The following is a 24,255-nucleotide window of genomic DNA, read 5'->3' on the forward strand; positions in this document are numbered from 1 at the left end:
GAAGAGACTGTACAGGAGGGTGGGCCCCTGGTCGAACTCACCCTGCGTACAGAGTCCGTCACGGTGCCGCCGCGTCGATCGCCTTCACGATGCGCTTGTCGGAGACGGGGTACGCCGTGCCGAGGGCGTGGGCGAAGTAGCTGACCCGGAGTTCCTCGATCATCCAGCGGATGTCCAGGACCGAGGGAGGGACCGGGCGGCCCTGCGGCAGCTGCTCCAGGAGCCACGCGTACTCGTCCTGCATCTCGTGGACCTTCTCCATGCGCGTCGTGTCCCGCTGGACGTTCGTCGGCATCTGCTGCAGACGACGGTCGGCGGCGATCAGGTAGCGCATCAGGTCGGGAAGGCGGCGCAGGCCCGCCTCCGTCACGAAGCCGGGCTTCACGAGGGCGTCCAGCTGCGCCCGTACGTCCTGGAGGTTCGGCAGCAGCGCGGGGCTCCGTACGGCCTTCAGGCGACGCTCACAGGCCTGCCAGGCGGCCAGCACCTGCTGCACCTGGCCCACCGTACGGACCGTCGTGTCGACGATCTCCGCGCGGACCCGGTCGTACAGCTTCCGGTACGACTCCTCGTCCCACGCCGGCCCCCCGAAGTCCGCGATCAGCTTGTCGGCCGCGGCCGTCGCGCAGTCGTCGAACAGCGCCTGGATGGAGCCGTGGGGGTTGGCGGACAGGGCGAGCTTCTGGGCGTTCGTCAGCTTCTCGGATGCGAACTTCGCGGGGTTCACCGGGATGTTGCGCAGTATCAGGCGACGGGTGCCCTTCCACATCGCCTGCTGCTGTTCGGCCTCCGTGTCGAAGAGGCGCACGGAGACCGTGTCGCCGTCGTCGACCAGTGCCGGGTAGGCCTTGACGGGCTGGCCGGCCCGGCGCGTTTCGAAGACGCGGGTGAGGGTGCCGATCGTCCAGTCGGTCAGGCCCTTGCGTTCGAGGGACTCGCCGCCCTGCCGTTCGGCCGTCGCTGCGGCCGCCTGGGAGAGGGCTTTGCGGGCCTTCGGCTTCAGCCTGAGCTTCAGGGCCTGAAGGTCCTTGTCCTCGGCCAGCTTGCGGCGGCGCTCGTCGACGATCCGGAAGGTGATCTTCAGGTGGTCGGGGACCTTGGACCAGTCGAAGTCGTCCGCGTCGAAGGGGACTCCGACCATGCGCTTCAGCTCGCGCGCCATGGTCGTGGTGAGCGGTTCCTGGAGGGGGACCGCCCGCTCGAGGAACGCCTTCGCGTAGTTCGGGGCCGGGACGTAGTTGCGGCGGATCGGCTTCGGGAGGGAGCGGATGAGCTCCGTGACGACCTCCTCCCGCAGGCCCGGGATCTGCCAGTCGAAGCCCTCGTCCGTGACCTGGTTGAGGACCTGGAGCGGGATGTGCACGGTCACGCCGTCCGCGTCCGCACCCGGCTCGAACTGGTAGGTGACACGGAACTTGAGATCGCCCTGGCGCCAGGAGTCCGGATAGTCGGCCTTGGTGACCGCGCCCGCCCTCTCGTTGATGAGCATCTCCCGCTCGAAGTCGAGGAAGTCGGGCTGCTCGTGCCGCTTGCGCTTCCACCACGAGTCGAAGTGGGCACCGGAGACGACGTGTTCGGGAACCCGCTGGTCGTAGAAGTCGAAGAGCGTCTCGTCGTCGACCAGGATGTCCCGGCGCCGGGCGCGGTGCTCCAGCTCCTCGACCTCGGTGAGCAGTTTGCGGTTGTCGGCGAAGAACTTGTGGTGCGTGCGCCAGTCACCCTCGACCAGGGCGTGCCGGATGAACAGCTCGCGGCTGACCTCCGGGTCGATACGGCCGTAGTTCACCTTGCGCTGGGCGACGATCGGCACGCCGTAGAGCGTGACCTTCTCGTACGCCATCACGGCCGCCTGGTCCTTCTCCCAGTGCGGTTCGCTGTACGTGCGCTTGAGGAGGTGGCCGGCGAGGGGCTCGACCCACTCGGGCTCGATCCTCGCGTTGACGCGGGCCCAGAGGCGGGAGGTTTCGACGAGTTCGGCGGACATCACGAAGCGCGGGGGCTTCTTGAACAGGGCCGAGCCCGGGAAGATCGCGAACTTGGCGTTGCGGGCGCCGAGGTACTCGTTCTTCGCGCCCTCCTTCACATCCTTCATGCCGATGTGCGAGAGCAGACCGGCGAGGAGGGAGACGTGGATGCGGTCGGCGGGGGCGTCCTGTTCGCTGAGGTGAATGCCCATCTGCTTCGCGACCGTACGCAGCTGGGAATAGATGTCCTGCCATTCGCGGATGCGCAGGAAGTTGAGGTACTCCTGCTTGCACATCCGGCGGAAGGAGGACGAGCCCCTCTCCTTCTGCTGCTCGCGGATGTACCGCCAGAGGTTGAGGTAGGCGAGGAAGTCGCTGGTCTCGTCCTTGAAGCGGGCGTGCTGCTGGTCGGCCTGGGTCTGCTTGTCGGCGGGGCGTTCGCGCGGGTCCTGGATGGACAGCGCCGCCGCGATCACCATGACCTCGCGGACACAGCCGTTCTTGTCGGCCTCCAGGACCATGCGGGCCAGGCGGGGGTCGACGGGGAGCTGGGCGAGCTTGCGGCCGGTGTCCGTGAGGCGTTTGCGCGGGTCCTTCTGGGTGGGGTCCAGCGCGCCGAGTTCCTGCAGGAGCTGGACGCCGTCGCGGATGTTGCGGTGGTCCGGCGGATCGATGAAGGGGAACTTCTCGATGTCGCCGAGGCCGGCCGCGGTCATCTGGAGGATGACGCTCGCGAGGTTCGTGCGCAGGATCTCCGCGTCCGTGAACTCCGGGCGGGCGGTGAAGTCGTCCTCGCTGTAGAGGCGGATGCAGATGCCGTCGCTGGTACGGCCGCAGCGGCCCTTGCGCTGGTTGGCGCTCGCCTGGGAGATCGGCTCGATGGGGAGGCGCTGGACCTTGGTGCGGTGGCTGTAGCGCGAGATGCGGGCGAAGCCGGGGTCGATGACGTACTTGATGCCCGGGACGGTGAGGGAGGTCTCGGCGACGTTGGTCGCCAGAACGATCCTGCGGCCGGTGTGCGGCTGGAAGACGCGATGCTGCTCCGCGTGGGAGAGGCGGGCGTAGAGGGGGAGGATCTCCGTGAAGCGATACTGCTTCTTGGTGAGCGCGTCGGCGGTGTCCCGGATCTCGCGTTCGCCGGAGAGGAAGACCAGGATGTCGCCCTTGCCCTCGGCCATCAGTTCCTCGACGGCGTCGGTGATCGCGGTGATCTGGTCGCGGTCGGCGTCGTCGGAGTCCTCTTCGAGGAGGGGCCGGTAACGCACCTCCACGGGGTACGTCCGGCCGCTGACCTCGATGATCGGGGCGTCGCCGAAGTGCCGGGAGAAGCGCTCGGGGTCGATGGTGGCCGAGGTGATGACGACCTTGAGGTCGGGGCGCTTCGGGAGCAGCTGGGCGAGGTAGCCGAGGAGGAAGTCGATGTTGAGGGACCGCTCGTGCGCCTCGTCGATGATGATCGTGTCGTAGGCGCGCAGCTCGCGGTCGGTCTGGATCTCGGCGAGCAGGATGCCGTCGGTCATGAGCTTGATGAAGGTGGCGTCCGGGTTCACCTGGTCGGTGAAGCGGACCTTCCAGCCGACGGCCTCGCCGAGGGGGGTGTCGAGTTCTTCCGCGACGCGCTCGGCGACGGTGCGGGCGGCGATGCGGCGGGGCTGGGTGTGGCCGATCATGCCGCGTACGCCGCGGCCGAGCTCCAGGCAGATCTTGGGGATCTGCGTCGTCTTGCCGGAACCGGTCTCACCGGCGACGATCACGACCTGGTGGTCGCGGATGGCGTCGGCGATCTCGTCCTTCTTCTGGCTGACGGGGAGCTGCTCGGGGTAGGTGACGGCGGGGATGCGGGTGCGGCGCTCGGCCATCCTCGCCTCGGCCTTGGCGACCTCGGCCTCGATCTCGGTGAGAACGGCGGCGCGGGCCTCCGGCTTACGGATCTTGCGCGCGCCTTCGAGCCTGCGGCCGATGCGGTGGGCGTCGCGGAGCGACAGCTCGGTCAGGCGGGGGGCGAGGGTGCCTAGGGCGGGGGCGGGGTGCGTAGACATACGGGTCCCAGGATCTCATCCCGGCGAAATTCGTGGCGAACGCTTTTGCCTCCGGCGGTTGGGCGGGGTGCCTGCGGCGGCCTGTGCGGGTGCGGTGGGGGTGCGCGTTGCGCCTACGGGTGGGGGGTGGGTCGGGGCCGCGCCGGGGGGTGTCCGTCCTCGGTCCGGCGGGGCTGTGTGCTGGGGGGTGGGCGGTGATGGACGCCGGCCGCTGCGGGCGGACACCCCCCGGCACGGCCCCTTCTCGCCGTGGGCGAGTGCGGGTGGGTGGGGGTGCGCGCGGCCAGTCGGAGCGTACGGAAAACCCCCGTCGATGATCTCGACGGGGGCTGATGCCCGTAGGGCGTTGTGGCTGGGGCCGGGGTCGAACCGGCGACCTTCCGCTTTTCAGGCGGACGCTCGTACCAACTGAGCTACCCAGCCACGAGGTTTCACGTGAAACCTCAGCGGTCCTGACGGGATTTGAACCCGCGGCCTCCACCTTGACAGGGTGGCGAGCACTCCAAACTGCTCCACAGGACCAAGCGATGTACGACAGTGTCGCACAGGGTGGTGCGTGCCCCCAACGGGATTCGAACCCGTGCTACCGCCTTGAAAGGGCGGCGTCCTAGGCCGCTAGACGATGAGGGCTATCGGCCCGCCTGGGCGCTTCTCAGCGCGTCGGGGACGTGAGAAGCATATGGGATGGCGGGAGGGATCGCCAAAACGGTTTACGGGGTGCTCGTCGTGGGGGCGGGGGAGGAGGGGGTCGGTGACGGGGTCGCACCGGATGGGTTCTCCTTGGCCAGGTGGCGGCTGACCTCGGCTGTCGTGAGGCCCAGACCGCCCAGCTTGATCTCGTCCCAGGCCTGCAGGCGGCGGGTGTCGCGGTCGAAGTAGAGGATCGATGTCTCGATCGGGTCCGGGTACTTGCCCTCCACCGCGCGCAGGCCGCTGCCGCCCGTGGAGCCCTCGATGCGGAGGCGGGTGCCGTACTTCATGATCTCCATCTCGTTGTGGTGGAGGTGGCCGGCCAGGACGAGCGGTACGTCGCCGTCCACCTGGCGTGCCGCCGCCGGCTCGTGGGCGATGGCGATGTCCACGGGCGTGCCCGCGGTCTGCTGGCCGTGCAGAGCGGTGGCCAGGCGGGCGCCCGCCAGTTCCTGGGAGGCCTCGGCCCCGGGCCTCTTCGAGCGGTCGGGGGTGAACTGGGGGTCGCCCATGCCGGCGAAGCGCAGGCCCGCGATGGTCTTGGCCTCGCCGTTGTCCAGGACGTGCACGTTCTTCAGGTCTTCCAGGTACTGCTGGGTGACGAGTGAGTCGTGGTTGCCCCGGACCCAGACGTAGGGGGCTCCCAGGTCCTCGATCGGGTCCAGGAAGCCGTTCTCCGCCGCCGTGCCGTGGTCCATCGTGTCGCCGGAGTCGACGATCACGTTGACCTTGTACTGCTCCACCAGTGAGGCGATGATCTTCCAGCTCGCCGGGTTCAGGTGGATGTCCGAGACGTGCAGGACACGGATCGTCGTCGGGTCGGGCGCGTAGGCGGGGAGGGTCGAGGTGGCGTCGTACAGCTTGGTCACGTTCGTGACCAGGCGCGCCAGTTCCTTCTGGTAGACGTCGAACTCGGTGACGATGCTGCGCGCGTTGCCGACCACGGACGGGGCGGAGGAGAGCAGGCCGGAGAACTTCGGTTCCAGGACCGATTCCGGGTTCCAGGTCGCGTACGCGGTCCCGCCCGATGCGGCCAGGAGGGTGAGGGCCAGGCCGCCGGCCGTCAGGGCGCGGCGGGGGCGGCGGTAGACCGCCAGGCCGAGGGCCGTGGCGCCGGTGACCACGGCGACGCAGGAGCGCAGGGCGAGGTCCAGGGTGCCGTGCGCGACGTCCCGGGTGACCTCGTCCTGGAGGCCGGAGAGGCGTTCGGGGTGGTCGACCAGGGCCTGGGAGCGGACCGGGTCGAGCTGGTCGACGTTCACGTCCAGGCGGACCGGGGCGATGTGACTGTCGAGTTCGAGGGCGCCCAGGGGCGAGACGTTGATCTTCGTGCCGCCGGCGAAGGAGGGGCGCAGGGTCATCGTCGTGTTCATCGGGCCGACCGGGACGCGTACGTTGCCGACGACCAGCAGGCCCAGCCAGGCCCCCATGAGGACTACGGCGACGAGGCCGAGGGCGCGGGACCAGGGACGCGGCTGGGGGACGAGTTCGATCGTCGTGGGTGCCTGGCGGGCGCGGGGCGCCTTGCGGTTCCGGTTCACGAGGTTCGGGAGGGTCGGGACTGCGGCGGGGACGCGGGCCATTGGTCGCGTATGCCCAGGTTCTCCGGGGGATATGCGGGACTGTTGGAGGGCTCGTACGGGGGTGTCGTACCTGACAATGGGCCTGTGCTGGAGATGACGCGCGAGGAGTTCGAGGAACTGGTCGCCGAGGCGCTCGACCGGATTCCGCCGGAGCTGACGCGGCTGATGGACAACGTCGCGGTGTTCGTCGAGGACGAGCCCCCGGCGGACGATCCCGAGCTGCTCGGGCTGTACGAGGGGACTCCGCTGACGGAGCGGGGCGAGTGGTACGCCGGTGTGCTGCCGGATCGGATCACGATCTACCGGGGGCCGACGCTGCGGATGTGCGAGACGCGCGAGGACGTCGTCGCCGAGACCGAGGTGACCGTGGTGCACGAGATCGCGCACCACTTCGGGATCGACGACGCGCGGTTGCACGCCCTGGGCTACGGGTGAGTGTCTGACGTACGGGGCGCGTGTCCTCTTGTGGGCGGCGGGAGTTGGGCATGTTGACTTCTTCGCCCCACTCGGAGGTGGCTTCCCGTGCGCCCCTTGTACGTACCCGTCCGCCTGGCCGCCACGGTCATGGCCGTCGCCGCTGCCGCCGGCTGCATGAGCGTGGGGGACGAGACGGGGGGCGGCGGCGTCAAGCCGTCCCACTCGGCCGGGCAGCGGGGCGGGGAGGAGCCCGACGGGGGATCGGCGGTGTCGGGCGGAGGCGCGGGGGCCGGCGCCCCGGCGACCGACGGCAAACGCGGGCGCGGCAAGAAGAAGAAGGGGAAGCACGAGGGGCGGGGCCACGCGAAGGAGTCCGCGCCCGCTTCCGCGTCGCCGTCCGCGCGCGCGAGCGAGTCCGCTCCCGCGCAGGACAAGCCGGCCAGGCCGACTCCCACACGGACGGCCCAGCCGGAGCCCACGCGTACGATCGAGCCGGAGCCGACGCCGACCCGGGAGCCGCCCGCCTCCCCGACGCCGGAACCGACCGAGGCCGAGCCGTCGTCGTCGGCGCACGAGCCGCCGGGACCGCAGCTGGCGCAGCGGGAGCCGGCGCCCGAGGCGGGAGTGCCTGCGTGACGTTCGTCATGCGGGAGCGGCGATGCGGGCAGCGGCAGGTCATCTGCCTGCGGCGACGGGCTCGTTCGCCCCTGGGGGTGATGAGCTCGGTTTGCCTTTGGGGGTGGTGGGTGCGTATGGTGGCAGATCGTTTGATCCCATTTGCCCGGCGCCATCACAGAGCGCGCCGTGTGGCGCGTACTCTCCCTTGCCGTGGCGGACCGCATCGAGGCGGTCATATTGCGACTCACGGAGTTGACGGGCGCGTGCCGACGAGACTCCGGAAGGTTTCGCATTCGCATGTCCATTGCCAGTACTGATCACGTCGTCGTGCCCGAGAACACCGAGAACGACGCCGCGACCGACGCCCCCGAGGTCACCTTCGCGGACCTCGGCCTGCCCGAGGGCGTCGTGCGCAAGCTCGCGCAGAACGGCGTGACGGTCCCCTTCCCGATCCAGGCCGCGACCATCCCGGACGCCCTGGCCGGAAAGGACATCCTCGGCCGTGGCCGCACAGGCTCCGGCAAGACCCTCTCCTTCGGTCTGCCGACGCTGGCCCAGCTCGCCGGCGGCCGCACCGAGAAGCACAAGCCGCGCGCCGTCATCCTCACGCCGACGCGTGAACTCGCCATGCAGGTCGCCGACGCGCTGCAGCCGTACGGCGATGTCCTCGGGCTGAAGATGAAGGTCGTCTGCGGCGGTACCTCCATGGGCAACCAGATCTACGCCCTGGAGAAGGGCGTGGACGTGCTGGTGGCCACGCCGGGCCGGCTGCGCGACATCATCAACCGCGGCGCCTGCTCCCTTCAGGACGTCGAGGTCGCCGTTCTCGACGAGGCCGACCAGATGTCCGACCTGGGCTTCCTGCCCGAGGTCACCGAGCTGCTGGACCAGGTCCCGGCGGGCGGTCAGCGGATGCTGTTCTCCGCGACGATGGAGAACGAGATCAAGACGCTCGTCGACCGCTACCTCAACGACCCGGTCAGCCACGAGGTCGACGCCGCCCAGGGCGCCGTGACGACCATGTCGCACCACATCCTCGTCGTGAAGCCCAAGGACAAGGCGCCGGTCACCGCGGCCATCGCCTCCCGCAAGGGGCGCACGATCATCTTCGTCCGCACCCAGCTGGGCGCCGACCGGGTCGCCGAGCAGCTGCGCGAGGCGGGCGCGAAGGCCGAGGCGCTGCACGGCGGCATGACCCAGGGCGCGCGGACGCGGACGCTGGCCGACTTCAAGGACGGGTACGTGAACGTGCTGGTCGCGACCGATGTCGCGGCGCGCGGTATTCACGTCGACGGGATCGACCTGGTGCTGAACGTCGACCCGGCCGGTGACCACAAGGACTACCTGCACCGTGCCGGCCGCACGGCCCGTGCCGGCCGTACCGGGACCGTGGTGTCCCTCTCCCTGCCGCACCAGCGGCGCCAGATCTTCCGGCTGATGGAGGACGCGGGCGTGGACGCCACGCGCCACATCATCCAGGGCGGCGCGGCCTTCGACCCGGAGGTGGCCGAGATCACCGGCGCCCGGTCGATGACCGAGGTGCAGGCCGAGTCCGTGGGCAACGCGGCGCAGCAGGCCGAGCGCGAGGTCGCCCAGCTCACCAAGGAGCTGGAGCGGGCCCAGCGGCGTGCGGCGGAGCTGCGCGAGGAGGCCGACCGGCTGGTCGCCCGGGTCGCGCGGGAGCGCGGCGAGGACCCGGAGGCGGCGGTGGCCGACGCGCGGGCGGAGCAGGACACGCCGGTGGCCGAGGCCGTCGGGGTCTCTGTGCCGTCGCAGCCGGGCGCGCGGGACGTCGAGCGGGGCGAGCGCGAGGAGCGTCCGCAGGCTCGTGCGGAGTCCTCGGCGCCGTTCGAGCGGCGTGAGCGCCGGGACGACCGGGGCGGGCGTTCCTTCGACCGTGACCGTGGTGGGCGTGGCTTCGAGCGCCGTGACGACCGGGGTGGTTTCCGCCGGGACGAGCGCGGTGACCGTGGTGGCTTCCGGCGCGACGACCGGGGCGACCGGGGCGGGCGTTCCTTCGAGCGCCGCGACGACCGCGGTGGCCGTTCCTTCGAGCGCCGGGACGACCGTGGTGGCTTCCGGCGCGACGACCGGGGCGACCGGGGCGGGCGTTCCTTCGAGCGCCGCGACGACCGTGGTGGCCGTTCCTTCGAGCGCCGGGACGACCGGGGTGGTTTCCGCCGGGACGAGCGCGGTGACCGCGGTGGCTTCCGGCGCGACGACCGGGGCGGCCACCGGGGCAGCGACCGGCCCTTCAACCGGGACCGTCAGGGCGGCGACCGCCCCGGCTACCGGTCCGGCGGTCACGAGCGCCCGTACGGCCGTCGTGACGACCACCGCGGCGACCACCGTGGCACCGGCTCCTTCGGCCGCCGCGAGGACAAGCCGCGCTGGAAGCGCAACGGCTGACGCCGACGCGAACTGAGCGCCGTGGCCCCCACCGTCCCTGGTGGGGGCCACGGCGCTTTCTAGCCAAGTTGTGACGTGTCTCACGCCCTCTCCGAGGGAATTGCTGGGGGCATGACAGATGACGCCAAGGTGAGTGGGCTGTCGGACGAGGAACGGCTGGCCCAGCTCGGCTACACACAGGTTCTGGCCCGCCGCATGTCGGCGTTCTCCAACTACGCGGTTTCGTTCACGATCATCTCGGTGCTGTCGGGGTGTCTGACGCTGTACCTGTTCGGCATGAACACGGGCGGCCCGGCAGTGATCACCTGGGGCTGGGTCGCGGTCGGCCTGATGACGTTGTTCGTCGGGCTGTCCATGGCCGAGATCTGCTCGGCGTACCCGACGTCGGCGGGCCTGTACTTCTGGGCGCACCGGCTGGCGCCGGCCAGGACCGCCGCGGCCTGGGCCTGGTTCACGGGCTGGTTCAACGTCCTCGGCCAGGTGGCGGTGACGGCCGGTATCGACTTCGGGGCGGCGTCCTTCCTCGGCGCCTACCTGAACCTGCAGTTCGGCTTCGAGGTGACGCCGGGCCGGACGATGCTGCTGTTCGCCGGGATCCTGCTGCTGCACGGCCTGCTGAACACCTTCGGCGTCCGCATCGTCGGCCTCCTGAACAGCGTGAGCGTGTGGTGGCACGTGCTGGGCGTGGCGGTGATCGTCGGCGCGCTGACCTTCGTACCGGACGAGCACCAGTCGGCGTCCTTCGTGTTCGGCGAGTTCGTCAACAACACGGGGTGGGGGAGCGGGGTGTACGTGGTGCTGCTGGGGCTGCTGATGGCCCAGTACACCTTCACCGGCTACGACGCCTCGGCCCACATGACCGAGGAGACGCGCGACGCGTCGACGGCGGGCCCGAAGGGGATCGTCCGGTCCATCTGGACCTCGTGGATCGCCGGATTCGTACTGCTGCTGGGCTTCACCTTCGCCATCCAGTCGTACGAGGGGGCACTGAGCTCGCCGACCGAGGTACCCCCGGCCCAGATTCTGCTGGACGCGCTGGGCGCGACGGCGGGCAAGCTGCTGCTGCTCGTCGTGATCGGTGCGCAGCTGTTCTGCGGAATGGCGTCCGTGACGGCCAACAGCCGCATGATCTACGCCTTCTCGCGCGACGGTGCCCTGCCCTTCTCGCATATCTGGCACACGGTCAGCCCGCGTACGCGGACGCCGGTGGCGGCGGTGTGGCTGGCGGCGCTGGGCGCGCTGGTGCTCGGGCTGCCGTACCTGATCAATGTCACGGCCTACGCGGCGGTCACCTCCATCGCCGTCATCGGTCTCTACATCGCGTACGTCATCCCGACGCTGCTGCGGGTGCGCAAGGGTGCCGCCTTCGAACGCGGGCCGTGGCACCTGGGCCGCTGGTCGCAGGCGGTGGGTGTGGTGTCGGTGGCGTGGGTCGGGGTGATCACGGTGCTGTTCATGCTCCCGCAGGTCTCCCCGGTCACCTGGGAGACCTTCAACTACGCCCCGGTCGCCGTCCTGGTCGTCCTCGGCTTCGCCGCGACCTGGTGGCTGGCGTCGGCCCGGCACTGGTTCCTCAACCCCGACCACGAACGGACGCGGGCCCGGGAGGCGGCGCGCGCGGGCGCGCCGGAACCGGTCGATCCGTAGCTCTCATGCCTCCGAACGGCCTGTTCTGCCCGCCTGGCGAGGCCTGCACTCCGATACCCGATCGGAGACACGGCTTCGTCCGGCTATGCTCGGGGTGGCGACATCGCCTGGGCCCTTAGCTCAATTGGCAGAGCAGTGGACTTTTAATCCATTGGTTGTGGGTTCGAGTCCCACAGGGCCTACCAGCGGGACCCCAGCTCAGTGCAGGAATGAGCTGGGGTCCTGTCCGTTGTGACCGGGCCCGGTGAGCGCTGGCCGGCCCGAGGGAGGGATCGTGCCGTGCGGCGCACGCTGAATCTCTGGCGTCAACAGCTGGGGCAGGTGCCCGAGTCGGTCTGGCAGCACACCGAGGTCCAGGTGCTGATCCTCGCCGAGACCGGGCTCACGGAGCTCCCGCCCGAGATCGGGCGGCTGCACCGGCTGGCCACCCTGGACCTCGGTCACAACCGCCTCAGGTCGGTGCCCGGCGAGCTGGGCGGCCTGGCTGCCCTCAGCGGCTGCCTGTACCTGCACGACAACCAGTTGACCCGGATCCCGGACGCGCTCGGAAACCTGACGCGGCTGCGCTACCTCAATATCGGCGAGAACGCGCTCACCGTCCTGCCCGAGGCCATCGGCCGTATGTCCGGCCTGATCGAACTCCGGGCGCAGTACAACCGGCTGACCGGGTTGCCCGACAGCATCGGTGACCTGCGCAACCTGCGCGAACTCTGGCTGCGGGGCAACGCGGTCGACAGCCTGCCGCCGTCCATGGCCGGCCTGCGCGAACTGCGCCACCTGGACCTGAGGGAGAACGCCCTCGCCGAACTCCCGGAGGCGCTGGCCGGCCTGCCTCTGCTGCGTCAGCTCGACGTGCGGGCCAACCGCCTCACGCGGCTGCCGGACTGGGTCGCCGACATGCCCGCGCTGGAGAAGCTGGACCTGCGCTGGAACGCCTGTGAGCCCTCTTGGTCGCTGCTGACCGAACTGGAGCGGCGAGGGTGCGTCGTCCTCTCGTAGGCCGGAAGCAGTCGCCGGACCGGCCGGCTACTTCCTGCCGCTGCGCCTGCGCAGCAGCAGGACGCAGGTGGCCGCCGCCACGCCGCCGGCCACGATCAGTGTGGTGCGGTTGTCCCGGGCCGCCTGGGCGCCGCGTTCGGCCGTGTGGCGGACCTGATCGGGGGTCTTGTCCCGCATCAGGTGTGCGGCCTGGTCCGCGGTGGTCTTCACGTGGTGGGCGGCGGCGGAGCACCGGTCCTTGACCGGGTCGGGCAGCTTGTCCTGGACGAGGTGCGCGGCCTGTGCCGCCTTCGTCCTGGCCTGCTCGGTCAGCTCCGCGGTCCGGGCACCGGCCTGTTCCTTGAGCGCGACGGCCTTGTGCTGCGCGCGGGCCTTGACGTCCGTCCTGGCGGCCGGCTCCTCGACCGTCTCCCCCAGCTCGTGGCGGGTCTGCTCGACCTGCTCCCGCAGCTCTTCGGGGCCGTCGGCGGTGGGCTCGTCGTGGGGCGGCTGGGTCATCGCTGTGCACTCTCCTTGAACTTGTATTTCGCGTTGGTCGCGTTGGTCGCGTTGGTCGCGCTGGTCTCGTCGGTCTCGCGGTCCCGTTGATCAGTTCCGCTCGGGACCGTCGAGTACCCGGGCGAAAGCGCGCCATCCAGCGGCCCGGCGCATTCGCCCGCGGACCCGGTCACGTCAGCCCGCGGACGACCAGGCGGGGAGCGCGGCGGGTCAACGCGGTGGCGGCCAGGCCGATCGCGGCGCCGGCGGCCACGTCGGAGGGGTAGTGGGCGCCGGTGTGGACCCGTTCGAAGGCCACCGCCAGCGTCGGCACCGCGCACACCGCGCCCGCCGCCGGCCAGATCACGGCCGCGGCCGCGGTGAACCCGACGGCGGCCGCGGTGTGGCCGGAAGGGAAGGACGAGGAGTCGGGCCGGTCGTGGACCTCCTCGTGCGAGATCCACTCCTTCGGCGGCCGTCGGCGCTGACACAGCTGCTTGAACACACAGCTGGCCGCCGTCTCCGCCAGCGCCATGCTCACCAGGCCCGCGGCCGCGGCCCGCCGCCCGCGCCAACCGCCGACGCCCGCCATGACGACGGCGGCGCACCACCACAGCTTCGTGTGTTCGGCCGCCTCCTCCACCGCCGACAGCACGCGCCGCGCACGGGCCGACCGCCACGCCGCCACCCGCCGGACCAAACGGTGATCACCCTCTTGCATGACCGTCAATGCCCCCATGAGCTGCGACTTCCCGGCCAGGCGTGTCGCTAACACGGCGGGCGGCGCCTCCGTCGCCCACCTGCCTTCGCAGACCCTTCACCCACCTTTTTAAGTCAGTCGCTTGATTAATGCAGCTGTTTTAAGTTGGGTGGACGTCGGCAATCCGTTGGGCGACCGACCCTGGAGGTCCGCAGTGACCGGTGTGCAGGAACACGAAGAGGCCGGGCTGAGCTATCCGCTCTCCGCCCCGACGCCGCTGGACCCGCCCGTGGAGTGGCCGGATCTGCGGCAGAAGTGCCCGGTGACACGGGTGACGCTGGCCAGTGGCGACGAGGCGACGCTGCTCACCCGGTACGACGACGTCAGGTTCGCGCTCACCGATCCGCGCCTGAGCCGGGAGGGGGCCATGGAGGCCGACGCGGCCCGGGTGTCCGACGGCGACTCCAGCATCTTCACCAGCCCGATGGCGCGGACCCTCAACGCCGAGGGGCACGAGCGGTGGCGCCGCATGCTCGGCAAGTGGTTCACCGCCAAACGCATGCGGGCGCTGCGGCCCGGCATCGAATCCACCGCCGAACGCCTCATCGACGAGATGGAGGCGCACGGGCAGCCGGCCGACCTGGTGCGGCACCTGGCGTTCCCGCTGCCGGTGTTCGTCATCTGCGCCATGCTCGGCGTCCCGGAGAGCGACCGGGACGCGTTCAAACGCTGGTCCGACACCTTCCTCAGCATGACCAGGTACACACCGGAGGAAGTGCGGGCGGCCTACCGCGACTTCGCCGGGTACATGGCAGGGCTGATCGCCGAGAAGCGTGCGGCGGTGGCCGCCGGCACCGTCGTCGAGGGCGAGGAGGACCTGCTCACCCTGCTGATCACCGCGACGGACGCCGAGGGCCGGCCGATGTCCGACGACGCGCTGACCGCCACCGGGCAGGCCCTGCTGATCGCCGGGCACGAGACCACCGCCGGCTTCATCACGATGATGGCCGCCCACCTCCTGGCCGACCGGCGGCGCTGGGAGCAGCTCCTGGCCGACCGTTCGCTCATCCGCCCGGCCGTGGAGGAGGTGCTCCGCTACGACCCCAACACCGCGGGCCTCGGCATGATCCGGTACGTCCACGAGGACGTCGAGATCGCCGGCACCGTGGTGCCGAGCGGCACGACCGTCGTGTGCGGCATGGCCGCCGCCAACCGGGACGGCAGCGCCTTCGAACGCCCGGACGAGATGGACCTGGCCCGCACCCCCAACCCCCACCTGACCTTCGGTGCCGGCCCGCACTCCTGCCTCGGCCAGCCCCTGGCCCGTACGGAGATGCAGGCCGTGCTCGACGTACTGCTGCGCCGCCTGCCCGGTCTCGCCCTGGCCGTCGGCACCGAGGAACTGCGGCAGGTCGAGGGGCTGCTGACCCGTCCCGTGCGCCAGCTCCCCGTGAGGTGGTGAGCATGAGCGGCAGAACCGAGCGCACCGGTCGCTCCGCCGAGACGCGCGAGGCCATCATGGCCGCGGCGGAACGGCTCTTCGCCGAGCACGGGCTGGTCGCGGTCTCCAACCGGCAGATCAGCGAGGCCGCCGGGCAGGGCAACGTCGCCGCCGTCGGCTACCACTTCGGCACCAAGACCGATCTGGTGCGCGCCATCATGCGCAGGCACGGCGAGGCCACCGAGCGCATCCGGCAGCGGATGCTGGACGAGACCGGCGACAGCCGGGAGGTCCGGGACTGGGTCGCCTGCCTGGTGCGGCCCACCACCGAGCACCTGGCCTCGCTGGGTGTGCCCTCCTGGTACGCCCGCTTCTGCGCCCAGGTGCTCACCGACCCCGTGCTGCGGGTGCTCGTCACCGACGAGGCCCTGCTGCGGGAGCCGCTGCGGCAGACCCTGAACGGCCTGGGCCGCTGCCTCGGTTTACTCCCCGACCAGGTGCGCGCCCAGCGCAGCCCGATGGCCCGCCTGCTGATCACCCACGCCTGTGCCGAACAGGAACGGGCCCTCGCCGAGAGCACCGCCCCGCCCCGCACGTCCTGGGAGGACACGGCCGACGCGCTGACCGACGCGGTCACCGGCCTGTTGCTCGCTCCCGTAACCCCCCGCACCCCCCATCACTCCTAGGAGAACCCCCACATGAAGATCACCGTCGACGAGGTCACATGCTGCGGCGCCGGCCAGTGCGTGCTGATCGCACCGGAGGTGTTCGACCAGCGCGACGAGGACGGCATCGTCGTCCTGCTCGACGCCGAGCCCGCCGAGGAGCAGCACGCCGCCGTCCGCGAGGCCGCGAGCGTCTGCCCGGCCGCCGCGATCCACCTGGGCGAGAGCGCGTGACACAGCCGTCGAGCGTCCTGGTGGTCGGCGCCTCGGCCGCCGGGCTCGGCACCGCCGAGGCCCTGCGACGCAAGGGCTACCGGGGCAGCCTCACCGTCCTCGGCGCCGAAGCCCACCCGCCCTACGACCGTCCGCCGTTGTCCAAACAGGTCCTGTCCGGCGCCTGGTTGCCGGAGCGGCTCCGGCTGAGGCCCCCTCAGGCGCTGGACGCGCTGGACGCCGAGTTCCTGCTCGGCGACCCGGCCGTCGCGCTGGACGCCGCGGCACGCACCGTCCGTACGGCGGCCGGACGCACCCTGAGCGCGGACGCCGTGGTCATCGCCACCGGCGTACGCCCCCGGACACTGCCCGGGCAGGACGGCCTGGCCGGGGTCCATGTCGTGCGCTCCCTCGACGACGCGGCGGCCCTGCGCGCGGAGCTCACCTCGGCGGAGCGGGCCGTGGTCGTCGGAGACGGCGTCCTCGGCGCCGAAATCGCCGCCACCGCACGGGGGATGGGCGTGGCCGTCACCCTCGTGGGTCCCCAGGCCGCGCCGATGCGGGCTCAGCTCGGACCGTACGTCGCCGCTTTGCTCGGCGAGCTGCACCGGGAGCACGGCGTGGTCCTGCGGCTCGGCACCCCGGTCGACGGGCTGACGCGCGGTGGGGTGCTGGTGAGCGGCGGTGAGGTGCTGCCCGCCGAGGTCGTCGTGGTCGCCGTGGGCTCCGAGCCGGAGACCGGCTGGCTCACCGGCAGCGGGCTGGTGCTGGACAACGGCGTGGTGTGCGACGCCTACTGCCGGGCCGCCGAGGGGATCTACGCCGCCGGAGACGTGGCCCGCTGGTTCCACCAGGGCGTCGGCGCGCCGGTGCGGCTGGAGAACCGGACCAACGCGGTGGAACAGGCCGCCGCGGTCGCCGGGAACATCCTCGGCGAACACCAGCCCTACACACCCGTCCCGTACTTCTGGACCGACCAGTTCGACGCCAGGATCCAGGTCCACGGGCGGCCGGCCGCCGACGCGGAGGTGACGGTCGTCGAGGGCTCCGTGGCGGACCGCCGTTTCGTCGCCGTCCACCGCCACGAGGGCCGGGTCACCGGCGTGCTCGGCTGGAACATGCCCAAGCAGGCGCGCCTGCACCGCCAGTCCCTTCTCGCCGAGACCGCGGACGCCCTGACGGGGCCCGCGCCCACGACGCCCTGACCGGCGTACGACGCCCAGAGTCCACCTACCTCCCAAGGACCCCCATGCCCCCCACGACCACCGCCTCCGCAGCGGGCCGGATCCCCGAGTTCCCCGCACCACGCTCCGCGTCCTGCCCCTTCGACCCCTCACCCGAGCTGCGCGGCCTCGCGCAGTGGGGCCCGCTGACCCGGGTCCGGTCCCGGGACGGCCGTACCCCCTGGGTGGTGACCGGCCACGCCGAGCAGAAGGCGCTGCTCTCCGACCCGCGGCTGAGCGCCGACTTCTCCCACCCCGGCTATCCGAGCCCCGTCGCCCACCACGGCCACGACGAGCGGCCGGAGCGGTCCGGCGGGCGGCAGGCCACCGATCTGAGCTTCGTGGGCATGGACGATCCGGAGCACGCCCGGCTGCGCCGCATGGTCAGCGGTGCCTTCACCATCAAGCGGGTCGAGGCGCTGCGCCCGGTCGTGCAGGAGATGGTGGACGGCTTCATCGACCGCATGCTGGCCGGTCCCAAGCCGGCCGACCTGGTTCAGGCGCTCGCGCTGCCGGTGCCGTCGCTGGTCATCTCGGAGCTGCTGGGTGTGCCGTACGAGGACCACGAGTTCTTCCAGACCAACAGCAAGACCCTGGTGTCCGCCGTGGCGACGCCCCGGGAGCGGCAGACCGCGCACGGCAACCTGTACGGGTATCTCGACCGACTCGTCGGCGAGAAGGCCGCGCAGCCCGGCGACGACCTGCTGTCCAGCCTTGCCCAGCAGGTGAAGGCGGATCGGCTGACGCGCCATCAGGCGGCCGCGATGGGTGTCCTGCTGCTGCTCGGCGGCCATGAGACCACCGCCAACATGATCACCACGGGCACGCTGCTGCTGCTCCGGCATCCCGAGCAGCTCGCCCGTGTGCGGGAGACCGACGACCCGAAGGCGATCGCCGCCGCGGTGGAGGAACTGCTGCGTTACCTCAGCGTCGTCCACCTCGGCCGCCGCCGGACGGCGCTGGAGGACATAGAGGTCGCCGGGCACACCATCCGCGCCGGCGAGGGCGTGATCCTGCTCGGCGAGCTGGCCAACCGGGACCCGTCCGTCTTCCCCGACCCCGACCGGCTGGACCTCACCCGTGACGCCCGCCGGCACCAGGCGTTCGGCGCGGGCACCCACCACTGCCTCGGTCAGTCGCTGGCCCGGATGGAACTCCAGGTGGTGTACCCGACCCTGTTCCGCCGGATCCCGACGCTGCGGGCGGCGACCGACCTGGACCGGGTGCCGTTCAAGTACGACGCGGTGATCTACGGGGTGTACGAGCTGCCGGTCACCTGGTAGGGCGTACGCCTCAGCCCGCGGTCAGCCCGCGGTCAGCTCGGTGAGGTCCAGTGCGCCCAGCGGCAGGGTGTGCTGCGTCTGGAGCACCTTGGCGCGCAGGTAGCGGACGTTGTGGGCGGTGGTGAAGACGCCCGTGGGGACGCGGTCGCGGACGTCGATGCCCAGGCCGCGCAGTTGCTCGGCCTTGTCGGGGTTGTTGGAGAGCAGGTCCAGTTCTCCGACGCCCAGGGCCCGCAGCATCTGCGCGGCCGCCGTGTAGTCGCGGGCGTCCTCCGGCAGCCCCAGGGCCGCGTTCGCCTCGTAGGTGTCGAGGCCCTGGTCCTGGAGGGCGTACGCGTCGAGCTTGTTGTAGAGGCCGATGCCGCGGCCCTCCTGGCGCAGATAGAGCAGGACGCCGCCGCGGTCGGCGATGCGCTCGACGGCCTCGCGCAGCTGCGGGCCGCAGTCGCAGCGGGCGGAGCCGAAGACATCGCCGGTCAGGCACTCGGAGTGCAGCCGCACCAGGGGCACGCGGCCCGGTTCGCCGAGGACCACTGCCACGTGTTCCTGGCCGTCGGCCAGGCCGTGGAAGGTGACCAGGTCGGCGTTGACGCTGTAGCCGTCGTGGAAGCGCAGCGGTACCCGGACGCGGGCGCGCTGTGTGGCGGCGGGGAAGTCGGGCATGCGGTGTCTCCCGGATCCGGTCCGCTGCTTCAGGTTTGAAGCAGATGGTCGGTTCGGGACTCTAGTACTGCTTGAAATTTGAAGCAATAGGTTTGCGGCGCAGATCACGTACAGGGGGGCGAGGAGCGGCGGAGCCACGGCACGTCGTCCTGCGCCGCCCGTGCCCCGCCCTGCAGGGCCTGGGTGATCCCGGTGCAGATCTGCTCCAGCTGGCCGACCTGCTCGGCGGTGAGATGGTCGAACAGGGAGGCCCGTACGGTCTCGACGTGCCCGGGCGCCGTGCGCTCCAGTACGGCCAGGCCCTCGTCGGTCAGGGCCGCGATGCTGCCACGCCTGTCGTACCGGCAGGCCTCGCGCCGCACCATGCCGTCCTTCTCCAGCCGGGTCACGGCGTACGTCAGCCGGCTGCGGGTGATCTTCAGCCGCTCGGCGAGGTCGGTCATGCGCAGCCGGCGTTCCGGGGCCTCGGAGAGGACGGACAGGATGGTGTAGTACAGGTGCGGCATGCCGGCGTCCTGCTGGAGCTGCCGGTCGAGCGCGTCCTCCAGGAGGGTCCAGGAGGCGATGTACGCGCGCCAGGCGCGCTGCTCCTCGGGGGTGAGCCAGCGAGTCGTCATGCGGCCAGTGTAAGTTTGCTTCAAACTTGAACCAAGCCGTCCCGTCTCCGAGTATCCGAGAGGGCGCGTCGATGCCCCACCCGTACGTCCTGCTGTCCGCCGCCGTCTCCCTCGACGGCTACCTGGACGACACCCGTCCCGAGCGCCTGCTGCTCTCCTCCCCGGCCGACTTCGACCGGGTCGACGAGGTGCGGGCGTCCGTCGACGCGATCCTGGTCGGCGCCGGCACGATCCGTGCCGACAACCCTCGCCTGCTGGTCAACTCGCCCGAGCGGCGGGCCGCCCGCGTCGCCGCAGGCAAGCCGGATTACCCGCTCAAGGTCACCGTCAGCGGGTCCGGCGACCTGGACCCGGCGGCGCGGTTCTGGCACACGGGCGGTGAGAAGGTCCTCTTCACGACGGACAAGGGCGCGCAGCGGGCCCGTGCGCTCGGCATCGCGGCCGACATCGTGCCGGTGGGGCCGGACCTCGACTGGCGGCTGCTGCTGGAGCACCTGTACGGCGAGCGGGGCGTGCGGCGGCTGATGGTGGAGGGCGGTGGCCACATCCACACCCAGCTGCTCACGCAGGGACTCGCCGACGAACTCCAGCTGGTCCTGGCGCCGCTGTTCGTCGGCACCTCGGACGCGCCCCGGCTCTTCGGCCCCGGGGCCTATCAGGGCGGACGGCTGCGGCTGCTGGAGACACGGCGGATCGAGGACGTCGTACTGATGCGGTACGCGCCCACGGCGCCGGGAGTGGGCGGGACGGTGTCCGCCGCCGACCGGCACTGGCTGGCGTCGGCCTGTGAGCTGGCGGCCCAGTGCCCGCCCTCCGGGACGGCGTTCAGTGTGGGGGCGGTGGTCGTGGCCGCCGACGGTACGGAGCTGGCGCGCGGGCATTCACGTGAGACCGGCGACCCTGTGGCGCACGCCGAGGAGGCGGCCCTGGCGAAGATCGACCCGACGGATCCGAGGCTCGCGACGGCGACGGTGTACAGCAGCCTGGAGCCCTGCGCCCACCGCGCCTCCCGCCCCGTGCCCTGCGCCCGGCTGATCCTCGACGCGGGGGTGCGCCGGGTGGTCACGGCCTGGCGCGAACCGGACACGTTCGTGGCGGGGGCGGACGGGACCGGGGTGCTGGTGGCCGGGGGTGCGGACGTGGTGGTGCTGGGGGAGTACGAGGCGGCGGCGAAGGGGCCCAATCGTCATCTGGTGGGGGGCTGAGGCGGTCTTGTGGGTTGAGCCGCTCCGTTAGCAGTCGGTCTGCGCGCGGCCCGGCGACGCCCGACGTGTGCGGCGGTCAGGCTGTATGGGAGCGGGTCGAGGTGATCACGACGGATGTGTAGGGCATGGTGGCGTGGCCGCCGAGCATGTCGATCGCGTTCCCTGCGCTGTCCAGGACCTCCGCCATCTTGTCTGCGGGGAGTTGGGTGAGGCCGCCGAAGGTGGGGAGCTGGTCGAGCCACTCCTCTCGGGAGTAGGTGCGCTCCCAGGTGAAGCGCCACTGTTCCGGCTCGCTGAAGCTGCCGGTCTGCCGGATCCCGTCGGCGATTTTCGCGAACAGTGGCTGGTACGCGTCCACGGCCGATCCTCTGAGCAGGCCGGGGTTGAACGGGGAATCGGGGGCGACCCGCTGGAGTGCTTCGGCGAGCGCGTCGATCACCTCGGCCGGGAGCTGGGGGACGTGGTGGAAAGGGGCGAGTCGGCCGCCGGGCCGGAGCACCTGGGCCGCCTTGGCCGCGCCGGCGACGGGGTCCACCCAGTGCCAGGCGGTGCCGGCGATGACCGCGTCGAACTGCCGCCCGGCCGGCTGCCAGTCCTCGAACGTGGCGACCTCGACCTCGACACCGCTGCGTCGCGCAAAGGCGGCCATCCGCTCGTCGGGCTCGACACCGAGCACCGTGCAGCCGGCTGCCTGGAATTGCCGGGCCTCGATGCCGGTCCCGGCTCCGACGTCGAGGACGTTCCGACCGGCGCTTGCCGCGACGATTCTGTCCACCAGGGCCTCGGGATACGGCGGTCGGGCGCGGTCGTAGCGTTCGGCGTCCACGCCGAACGACTCGGCCGTCTCCCGGTGGCGGTGGGGCTCGGGTCCGGACTTGTCCGGCTGTCCCTGCGATAAAGTGGGCATGCGCCCACCTTAATGGGCGGTTGCCCACTTGTTAAGTCGGGGGCGGTGCGGAAAGGGAGACAATGCCGTCAGGGGTGCACATCCACAACGTGCGTGGCCAGTTGTTCGAAGCCGCCGAGCGCGTCCTGCTTCGGGACGGGCCCGACGCGTTGACCAGCCGGGCGGTCACGGAGGAGGCGAACTGTGCCAAGGGTGTGCTGCACCGGCACTTCACCGACTTCGACGCTTTCCTGGCGGAACTGGTCCTCGAACGCGTCCGCGGCATCGAGGACCGGACTACGACTCTGCGCGCGGCCGCCGGCACCGGGAGCGTGGTGGACAACCTCGCCGACGCGCTGCGGGACCTGTTCGGGCCGGTCACGGTGGCAATCGTCGCGCTCGTCACCTTCCGCGACGGCCTCCGCGCCCGGCTGCGCGAGGCCGGCCTGACGGGCATCCCGCCGGCTGTGCAAGGCACCGCCATGATCGCCGCATACCTCACCGCCGAGCGGGAGTCGGGGCGCCTGGCCGACGACGCCGACATCGACACGCTCGCCCCCACCCTCGTCGGGGCCGGGCACCTGCTGTTCGCCGACCGGGCAAGCGCCCCACCGCAGACCGCCGCCATCCGCAAGATGGTGACCACCGTCATCGCCGGTGCCTTGCGAGCCCCCCAGCCGTAGGTCGAGCCGCCGGTCGGGTGGCGCCCGCGGGAGCGGCTGCGAGGGGCGGGCCTGTTCGATCAGCTGAACGCCTGCGGCCTTTTCCAGGGCATGGAGCTGATGCGCGCGGATCTCGATGCCCCACTTCTCGGCCAGCCCGGGCCGAGCAGCCCTCGTCGAGGCTGCGATCGACCGCTCGGAGGAACCCGTGTGCTTCCTGCCCTGGACATGGCGTACACTGGTGTCACACCGACGCGGGGTGGAGCAGCTCGGTAGCTCGCTGGGCTCATAACCCAGAGGTCGCAGGTTCAAATCCTGTCCCCGCTACTGAAGGCCGATGGCCGGGATCCTTGAGGGTCCCGGCCATCGGTGTTTTCTGCTGTTCCGAGCGGCCTTGACCATCATTACGTTTGGTGACCGTACGAGCGCCCTGCGCATAACAACTGACATACCGTCAGATGCGATGGGGCGGTCGGCGTGTGGTCAACTCGCCCTGTTTTCACCACTCCTGGACTGTAAGTCCTCACCGAAATCGCTAATGATCAAGCGGAACAGCTTGGAATCCACACCTCGCGTACATTAACGTTCGATAACGCAGCGCGGTCGTCCCAGCCGTCACAGAAGGCGGCTCCGTGCGCACGCGCCGAATCCCGTAAGGGAACCGGGGAACCATCACCGTGGGGTGAATCGCGCGGATGCCGCCGTGGAAGCACGGCCGGTATACGCGCGTAGGAGACCTTCCCGCTCCGAACCCGTCAGCTAACCCGGTAGGCGGAGACGGAAGGAAAGGAGTACGCCCACGTGGCGTCCAACCGGCCTGCCCCTGAGGCCCCGTTCGTGCCGAGCGAGACCTTCGCTTACCGCGGTTCCAGCACCGACGAGGGTCCGTGGGAGGAGTGGAACCCCACCGCGGAGTCCATTCGCCCCGTACGCGGCCGGCATCGCGTCGCCAAGCAGCGCGGCGGGCTCGCCCGCAGCTCCACCGTCCTGGGCGTCGGCGTCATCGCCGCCGTCGGTGCGGGCGGTATAGCGAGCGCCAACACCGGCAAGCCGCCCGTGTCGATCTCCTTGCCCGACCTGCCTTCCGTGGGCTCCCTCATATCCGACGAGGAGGCCCCCCAGGGCTCCTCCACCCCGCTCAGCGACATCGGCGTGAACTCCGCCGACACCGAGCAGGGCGCGGGCGACGCCGGTGAGGCGCTCCGGGCGCGGATCATGGAGCAGGCCGAGCGGCAGCAGCAGCAGATCGAGAGCAAGGCCGCCGCCGAAGCCGCGGCCGCCGCGGAGAAGGCCGCCGCGGAAGCCGCCGCCAAGGCCGAGGAAGAGGCCAAGGCCAAGGCCGCCGCCGCGAAGAAGAAGGCGGAGGAGGAGGCCAGGAAGAAGGCCGAGGCCGAGCGGCTCGCCGAGCTGGCCAGGCAGTTCACGCTGCCGACCTCCTCGTACACCATCACCTCCAGCTTCGGGCAGGCCGGCTCCTACTGGTCCTCCGGCTACCACACCGGCCTCGACTTCGCCGCGCCCACGGGCACGCCGATCAAGGCGGTCCACAGCGGCACCATCACCGAGGCCGGCTGGAACGGCTCGTACGGCTACAAGACGGTGCTCACCCTCGACGACGGCACCGAGATCTGGTACGCCCACCAGTCGTCGATCGGCGTCAGCGTCGGCCAGAAGGTCAACACCGGCGACGTCATCGGCCGCGTCGGCGCCACCGGCAACGTCACCGGGGCCCACCTCCACCTGGAGGTCCACACCAGCGGCAGCAACTCGGGCATCGACCCCATGGCCTGGCTGCGGAGCAAGGGCCTCAACCCCTGAGGCGCCCTCAAGTCTTCCGGGAGCGGTGAGGTGATC

The 24,255-nt window shown here is 71.0% G+C and carries 20 protein-coding genes, 5 tRNA genes and 1 riboswitch; of the genes, 15 read left to right on the plus strand and 10 right to left on the minus strand.

The window, feature by feature from the left end; genetic code table 11:
* Nucleotides 1-58 precede the first annotated feature (58 nt).
* The 5 genes from hrpA to NW895_RS31490 form a co-directional block, all read right to left on the minus strand.
* Nucleotides 59-4,003, minus strand: a complete 3,945-nt coding sequence (gene hrpA, locus NW895_RS31470) for an ATP-dependent RNA helicase HrpA (RefSeq protein ID WP_289939872.1) — start codon at nucleotides 4,001-4,003, stop codon at nucleotides 59-61.
* A 349-nt stretch (nucleotides 4,004-4,352) separates the two neighbouring features.
* Nucleotides 4,353-4,426: transfer RNA gene (locus tag NW895_RS31475), tRNA-Phe, on the minus strand.
* Between the two features lie 24 nt (nucleotides 4,427-4,450).
* Nucleotides 4,451-4,525 (minus strand) — tRNA-Asp (locus NW895_RS31480).
* A 35-nt stretch (nucleotides 4,526-4,560) separates the two neighbouring features.
* Nucleotides 4,561-4,633 (minus strand) — tRNA-Glu (locus NW895_RS31485).
* Nucleotides 4,634-4,713: 80 nt separating this feature from the next.
* The gene (locus NW895_RS31490) at nucleotides 4,714-6,276 is read right to left on the minus strand and encodes a metallophosphoesterase (RefSeq protein WP_289939873.1); all 1,563 of its coding nucleotides are present in this window, start codon (nucleotides 6,274-6,276) and stop codon (nucleotides 4,714-4,716) included.
* Nucleotides 6,277-6,360: 84 nt separating this feature from the next.
* Between NW895_RS31490 and NW895_RS31495 the strand changes: the two genes are divergently transcribed.
* The 6 genes from NW895_RS31495 (at nucleotide 6,361) to NW895_RS31520 (ending at nucleotide 12,366) form a co-directional block, all read left to right on the plus strand.
* Nucleotides 6,361-6,711 carry a metallopeptidase family protein gene (locus NW895_RS31495; protein WP_110629035.1) on the plus strand — a complete coding sequence of 117 codons (351 nt, stop codon included), beginning with the start codon at nucleotides 6,361-6,363 and terminating at the stop codon, nucleotides 6,709-6,711.
* 87 nt (nucleotides 6,712-6,798) lie between these two features.
* Nucleotides 6,799-7,329 (plus strand): hypothetical protein, encoded by a 531-nt coding sequence (locus tag NW895_RS31500; protein ID WP_289939875.1) that lies wholly within the window; start codon nucleotides 6,799-6,801, stop codon nucleotides 7,327-7,329.
* Nucleotides 7,330-7,608: 279 nt separating this feature from the next.
* A complete protein-coding gene (locus NW895_RS31505) occupies nucleotides 7,609-9,720 on the plus strand; it encodes a DEAD/DEAH box helicase (protein WP_289939876.1) in 2,112 nt (703 codons plus the stop codon).
* 111 nt (nucleotides 9,721-9,831) lie between these two features.
* Nucleotides 9,832-11,367, plus strand: a complete 1,536-nt coding sequence (locus tag NW895_RS31510) for an amino acid permease (protein ID WP_289939877.1) — start codon at nucleotides 9,832-9,834, stop codon at nucleotides 11,365-11,367.
* Between the two features lie 109 nt (nucleotides 11,368-11,476).
* A tRNA-Lys gene (locus NW895_RS31515) sits at nucleotides 11,477-11,552 on the plus strand.
* Nucleotides 11,553-11,646: 94 nt separating this feature from the next.
* Nucleotides 11,647-12,366: a leucine-rich repeat domain-containing protein gene (locus NW895_RS31520; protein ID WP_289939878.1), complete on the plus strand. Its 720-nt coding sequence runs from the start codon at nucleotides 11,647-11,649 to the stop codon at nucleotides 12,364-12,366.
* Nucleotides 12,367-12,393: 27 nt separating this feature from the next.
* Here NW895_RS31520 and NW895_RS31525 read toward each other — a convergent pair whose 3' ends face one another.
* The gene (locus tag NW895_RS31525; RefSeq protein ID WP_289939880.1) at nucleotides 12,394-12,864 is read right to left on the minus strand and encodes a DUF3618 domain-containing protein; all 471 of its coding nucleotides are present in this window, start codon (nucleotides 12,862-12,864) and stop codon (nucleotides 12,394-12,396) included.
* A gap of 169 nt (nucleotides 12,865-13,033) precedes the next feature.
* The gene (locus NW895_RS31530) at nucleotides 13,034-13,531 is read right to left on the minus strand and encodes a phosphatase PAP2 family protein (protein ID WP_289939881.1); all 498 of its coding nucleotides are present in this window, start codon (nucleotides 13,529-13,531) and stop codon (nucleotides 13,034-13,036) included.
* 226 nt (nucleotides 13,532-13,757) lie between these two features.
* On the opposite strand from NW895_RS31530, the gene NW895_RS31535 reads away from it, so the two are divergent.
* Genes NW895_RS31535 through NW895_RS31555 form a run of 5 tightly spaced genes read left to right on the plus strand, consistent with a single transcriptional unit; the run spans nucleotide 13,758 to nucleotide 18,368 of the window.
* Complete coding sequence (locus tag NW895_RS31535) at nucleotides 13,758-15,005, plus strand: cytochrome P450 (protein WP_289939882.1); 1,248 nt, start codon at nucleotides 13,758-13,760, stop codon at nucleotides 15,003-15,005.
* 2 nt (nucleotides 15,006-15,007) lie between these two features.
* A complete protein-coding gene (locus tag NW895_RS31540; protein WP_289939883.1) occupies nucleotides 15,008-15,670 on the plus strand; it encodes a TetR family transcriptional regulator in 663 nt (220 codons plus the stop codon).
* Between the two features lie 12 nt (nucleotides 15,671-15,682).
* Entirely contained in the window at nucleotides 15,683-15,883 is a 201-nt protein-coding gene (locus NW895_RS31545) for a ferredoxin (protein WP_289939884.1), read from the plus strand.
* A complete protein-coding gene (locus NW895_RS31550; RefSeq protein ID WP_289939885.1) occupies nucleotides 15,880-17,067 on the plus strand; it encodes an FAD-dependent oxidoreductase in 1,188 nt (395 codons plus the stop codon). Before NW895_RS31545 ends, NW895_RS31550 begins: the two co-directional genes overlap by 4 nt.
* 44 nt (nucleotides 17,068-17,111) lie before the next feature.
* The gene (locus NW895_RS31555; protein ID WP_289939886.1) at nucleotides 17,112-18,368 is read left to right on the plus strand and encodes a cytochrome P450; all 1,257 of its coding nucleotides are present in this window, start codon (nucleotides 17,112-17,114) and stop codon (nucleotides 18,366-18,368) included.
* A gap of 21 nt (nucleotides 18,369-18,389) precedes the next feature.
* Here NW895_RS31555 and ribA read toward each other — a convergent pair whose 3' ends face one another.
* The gene (ribA, locus tag NW895_RS31560) at nucleotides 18,390-19,031 is read right to left on the minus strand and encodes a GTP cyclohydrolase II (protein WP_289939887.1); all 642 of its coding nucleotides are present in this window, start codon (nucleotides 19,029-19,031) and stop codon (nucleotides 18,390-18,392) included.
* Between the two features lie 104 nt (nucleotides 19,032-19,135).
* On the minus strand, nucleotides 19,136-19,648 hold the full coding sequence (locus NW895_RS31565) for a MarR family transcriptional regulator (protein ID WP_289939889.1): 513 nt from the start codon (nucleotides 19,646-19,648) through the stop codon (nucleotides 19,136-19,138).
* 71 nt (nucleotides 19,649-19,719) lie between these two features.
* On the opposite strand from NW895_RS31565, the gene NW895_RS31570 reads away from it, so the two are divergent.
* Entirely contained in the window at nucleotides 19,720-20,853 is a 1,134-nt protein-coding gene (locus NW895_RS31570) for a dihydrofolate reductase family protein (protein WP_289939890.1), read from the plus strand.
* 76 nt (nucleotides 20,854-20,929) lie between these two features.
* Here the strand turns inward: NW895_RS31570 and NW895_RS31575 are convergent, their stop codons facing one another.
* On the minus strand, nucleotides 20,930-21,760 hold the full coding sequence (locus tag NW895_RS31575; protein ID WP_289939891.1) for a class I SAM-dependent methyltransferase: 831 nt from the start codon (nucleotides 21,758-21,760) through the stop codon (nucleotides 20,930-20,932).
* 74 nt (nucleotides 21,761-21,834) lie between these two features.
* Between NW895_RS31575 and NW895_RS31580 the strand changes: the two genes are divergently transcribed.
* From NW895_RS31580 to NW895_RS31590, 3 genes are all read left to right on the plus strand, one after another.
* Nucleotides 21,835-22,422 (plus strand): helix-turn-helix domain-containing protein, encoded by a 588-nt coding sequence (locus NW895_RS31580; protein WP_289939892.1) that lies wholly within the window; start codon nucleotides 21,835-21,837, stop codon nucleotides 22,420-22,422.
* Between the two features lie 232 nt (nucleotides 22,423-22,654).
* Nucleotides 22,655-22,728 (plus strand) — tRNA-Met (locus NW895_RS31585).
* Nucleotides 22,729-23,032: 304 nt separating this feature from the next.
* A riboswitch (cyclic di-AMP (ydaO/yuaA leader) is annotated at nucleotides 23,033-23,190 on the plus strand.
* Between the two features lie 12 nt (nucleotides 23,191-23,202).
* Nucleotides 23,203-24,219: a M23 family metallopeptidase gene (locus NW895_RS31590; protein WP_289939893.1), complete on the plus strand. Its 1,017-nt coding sequence runs from the start codon at nucleotides 23,203-23,205 to the stop codon at nucleotides 24,217-24,219.
* Nucleotides 24,220-24,255: the final 36 nt, after the last annotated feature.

Source organism: Streptomyces sp. S.PNR 29 (assembly GCF_030386795.1).
GTDB lineage: Bacteria > Actinomycetota > Actinomycetes > Streptomycetales > Streptomycetaceae > Streptomyces.